The organism is Nonomuraea sp. NPDC004354 (assembly GCF_053602555.1).
In genome coordinates this window covers 1-3,532 of the sequence record NZ_JBSGDV010000049.1, presented here as the reverse complement: position 1 = coordinate 3,532, position 3,532 = coordinate 1, and the positions used below count along the sequence as shown (strand labels likewise).

General features: G+C 72.4%; 4 protein-coding genes. 2 read left to right on the top strand and 2 right to left on the bottom strand.

The window, feature by feature from the left end; genetic code table 11:
- The first annotated feature begins 295 nt into the window (after positions 1 to 295).
- Positions 296 to 730 carry a sterol carrier protein domain-containing protein gene (locus tag ACWENQ_RS46000; RefSeq protein ID WP_452419800.1) on the top strand — a complete coding sequence of 145 codons (435 nt, stop codon included), beginning with the start codon at positions 296 to 298 and terminating at the stop codon, positions 728 to 730.
- Between the two features lie 106 nt (positions 731 to 836).
- Here the strand turns inward: ACWENQ_RS46000 and ACWENQ_RS45995 are convergent, their stop codons facing one another.
- Together ACWENQ_RS45995 and ACWENQ_RS45990 are read right to left on the bottom strand one after the other, a co-directional pair.
- Entirely contained in the window at positions 837 to 1,499 is a 663-nt protein-coding gene (locus ACWENQ_RS45995; protein ID WP_452419799.1) for a response regulator, read from the bottom strand.
- A complete protein-coding gene (locus ACWENQ_RS45990) occupies positions 1,496 to 2,611 on the bottom strand; it encodes a sensor histidine kinase (protein ID WP_452419798.1) in 1,116 nt (371 codons plus the stop codon). The genes ACWENQ_RS45995 and ACWENQ_RS45990 overlap by 4 nt, the downstream gene beginning before the upstream one ends.
- Before the next feature lie 217 nt (positions 2,612 to 2,828).
- Here ACWENQ_RS45990 and ACWENQ_RS45985 point away from each other — a divergent pair, with 217 nt between their 5' ends.
- Complete coding sequence (locus ACWENQ_RS45985) at positions 2,829 to 3,242, top strand: DUF6223 family protein (protein ID WP_452419797.1); 414 nt, start codon at positions 2,829 to 2,831, stop codon at positions 3,240 to 3,242.
- Positions 3,243 to 3,532: the final 290 nt, after the last annotated feature.

Sequence of the window (3,532 nt, the reverse complement as noted above, 5' to 3'; positions counted from 1 at the left end):
CGGCGGCAACGCCAACGGCGCCAGCGGCAACCAGCCCGGCGGCAACGGCGGCAACAACAACAGCGGCAACATCAACGTCGGCAACAACTGAGCCAGACCACCATGGCCCGCCATGTCACCGACACCCCCCGCCAGTTACCAACCCACACCCACACATGAGAAACACCGCGAAACAGGCGGCCGACGCGACCACAAGCGCCGGCCGCCTTCGCGTTGTGTCCGGCGACCGCTCGTGAGCAGCTGCCGCCGCCCTCGCCGTCGGCCGGCCGGCGCTCTCGCCCAGGCGAAAATTCGGATGACGGCCGCACGGGCGCGGGCCAGGTTCGCGCCATGCAGATCGACCATCCGGCCACCGCCGCCCTGCACCCGCTGGAGCTGGACATCCGCCCTGTGGCTGCGCCTCGCCGACGTACGGCAGTCCCTGCTGGTTCGCGCCTGGGCCGCGCCGCTCGACCTGGTGCTGCAGGTGCGGGACGCGGCGCTGCCCGCCAACGCCGGCCGCTTCCGGCTGACGGCGTCCCCGGACACGGCGACCGCGTACGAGCCCACCGCCGACCCGGCCGACCTCACCATGGATGTGCGCGAGCTCGCCGCCTGCTATCTCGGCGGCGCCCGGGTCACCCGCTTCGTCCGGGCAGGTCTGGTCGCCGAACACACGCCGGGCGCGGCGGCCACGCTGGACGCCGCGCTGCGCACCGAGCGGCCGGCCTTCACCATGGACGAGTTCTGACGGCGCCGCCGCCTCGAATGTGACTGGCGGCCGCGCGTCCTTCCCGCGCGCCCGGGGCTCGCTGGACTCCCATGGCGCGGTCAGGACGGCGCCCGGAGCGTGGATGTCAGGAGTTGCGTGGGACCACCAGGCCGGATTCGTAGGCGAGGACCACGAGCTGGGCACGGTCACGGGCACGGAGCTTGGCCATGGCCCGGTTGACGTGGGTTTTCGCGGTCAGTGAGCTGATCACCATGCGGTCGGCGATCTGGTCGTTGGACAGGCCCTGCGCGACCAGGGCGACGGCCTCGCGTTCGCGGTTGGTCAGCTCCTCCAGCCCCGTGCCGGTGCCGGTGTGGAGCGGCTGGCTGACGTACCGGTTGATCAGCCTGCGGGTGATCGACGGCGCGAGCAGGGCGTCACCACGCGCGGCGACGCGTACGGCGTGCAGGAAGTCTTCCGGCACGATGTCCTTGACGAGGAAACCGGCGGCGCCGGCGCGCAGCGCGTTGAAGACGTGTTCGTCCAGGCCGTAGTTGGTCAGGATGACGACGTGCACCCCGGCCAGCGCCGGGTCCGCGGCGATGCGCCGGGTCACCTCGATGCCGTCGACGACCGGCATCTTGATGTCGACGAGCGCGACGTCGGGCCGGTGTTCCCTGGCCAGAGCCAGGCCCTCCGTCCCGTCGGCGGCCTCGGCCACCACCTCGATGTCGTCTTCGAGGTCGAGGAGCGCGCGGAATCCGCTGCGGATGAGCGGCTGGTCGTCGACCAGCAGGACACGGATCATGACGTTCGGTCCACGGGAAGTTCGGCTTGGACGGTGAAGCCGCCCTCCCCGCGCGGTGCCGCCCGGAGGCGACCGCCGAGGGCGGTGACGCGTTCGCGCATCCCGAGCAGCCCGACGCCGGGCACCGGGGCGCTGCCAGGAGTGGCCTTGCCGTCGTCGTCTATGCGGATCGCGAGGGTGTCGGGACGGTAGTCGATCCGGACCGTCGCCGTCGCGGCGGCGGCGTGCCGGGCGATGTTGGTGAGGGACTCCTGGACGATCCGGTAGACGGTCCGGTCCACCGCGGCCGGCACGTCATGTCGTCGTCCCTCGATCGTCAGCGTCGCGTCCAGGCCGGTCGTCCGGGCCCGTTCCACCAGTTCAGCGACGTGGTCGAGCCCGCGCGGCGGGGTCGTGTCGTCGTCGCGCAGCGCCTCCAGGGTCGCGCGCAGCTCCCGGGTCGCCTCACGTCCGGCCTCCTGGATCGCCAGCAGGGCCTCCGGCACCTGTTCGCCCCGCTTGCGGGCCACGTGGACGGCGACCTCCGCCTGCACCTTGATGATCGAGATCTGGTGGGTGAGCGAATCGTGCAGCTCCCGCGCGATGTGCAGCCGCTCCTCGTCGGCGCGGCGCCGCGCGGTCTCCTCCCGGGTGCGTTCGGCTTCCTCCGCCCGCCGCTCGGCCTGCCGCAGCGCTTCACCCGCGGCGCCGGCCGCGATCAGCCAGGCCAGCTCAAGGGCGCCGCGGGCCTGCGCGAACGCCTCGCCCGTGTCGTGCAGGCCCGAGGCCAGGGCCGCGAGGGGGAGAGCGGCCAGCATGGCCACGCTCGCCGCCACCGTGACGGTGCGGTGTCCCGCCCGCACGGCCGCGTACACCGCGAACAGGTACGCCACGGCAGGCACGTCGAAACCGGCCGCCTGGTAACCCACCGCGCACACCCCGGTGACGGCCAGGACGGGAACCGGAGCCCGGCGGCGCACGGCCAGCGCCAGGCCGCCGACCGTCAGCAGCGCGTAGCCGAGCAGGTCGCGGTACGTGGCGGAGTGCTGCCCGGACAGTCCGGTGACCAGCAGGATCGCCGCCACGCCGGCCGCCGTCGCCCAGTCCCCGACACCGATCCGCCCGCTGCTCATGCGTGCACCCTAGCCGGACGTTCGCGCGGGCGACTCCTGCGGACGGATGATCAGCTGTCTACCGCATACGCGGTACCTCCGCCGCTCCTGCGGCGTCCGCGGCAGCCTGTTACGGCATCGGCGGCAGCGCGAAGTGCCCGCGTCCGCCGGACGACCGGCGGCGGGTCCGGCGGACATGATCGGGCGACGTCCCTCGTAGGAGAAGAAGGAGCACCTCATGTCCGTCCGTCACCTGCTTGCCGACGCCTTGCTCGGCGGGTTCGGGCCGGCCACACCGGCGGCCGCGCGCGTGTTGGTCCAGTCGGCCGACGTCAGTGCCTACGCCTTGACCGCCGGGCGGCTCTGGTCCTTGGTGGCCGCGCTGCTGGGGCTGGTCGGCGTGGTCATCGGCGGGCTGGCCCTGGCCCGTTCCACGGGTCGTGTCGGCACCGGCAACGGAAGAAGAGGGGCTGTCGTGGCCCTGGCCGCGGGGGTGGGCGGCGCGGCCATCGGCGGGCTGGTTGTGGCCGCCGCCGAAGGCGGTCCCGGCACCGGCTACGGAATAGTCGGGGGCTTCGTGGCCCTGGCGGTGGGGCTGATCGGCGTGCTGCTCGGTGGGCTGGCTCTGGCCCGCTCCCGCCGCACCGGCTGACCGGCTGACCGGCTGACCCCGCTGGCAGCGCTGGATCCGAGTCGGCGACGTCCAGGACTGGCAAGAGTTTCCGGAGTCGCCGGCTTCCCCGGCAGGAACGGCGATGCAGATATTTCGCATGCCATCCGTTAACTCCATGAAAGGGGCATGCAAGGACTCCTCGGTACAAATATCCACATAGCTCCCCGGAGCCCGGAAACACACCACCTAAGGAGAACCTCATGCTCGACTTCAAGAAGGCCTTCGCCGCCGCCACCATCGCCGCCTCCGCCCTGGCCGTCCCCGTGACC

Coding starts and splice junctions, on each gene's coding strand:
- ACWENQ_RS46000 (WP_452419800.1), top strand. CDS start 296: ATGACGGCCGCACGGGCGCGGGCCAGGTTCGCGCCATGCAGATCGACC.
- ACWENQ_RS45995 (WP_452419799.1), bottom strand. CDS start 1,499: ATGATCCGTGTCCTGCTGGTCGACGACCAGCCGCTCATCCGCAGCGGA.
- ACWENQ_RS45990 (WP_452419798.1), bottom strand. CDS start 2,611: ATGAGCAGCGGGCGGATCGGTGTCGGGGACTGGGCGACGGCGGCCGGC.
- ACWENQ_RS45985 (WP_452419797.1), top strand. CDS start 2,829: ATGTCCGTCCGTCACCTGCTTGCCGACGCCTTGCTCGGCGGGTTCGGG.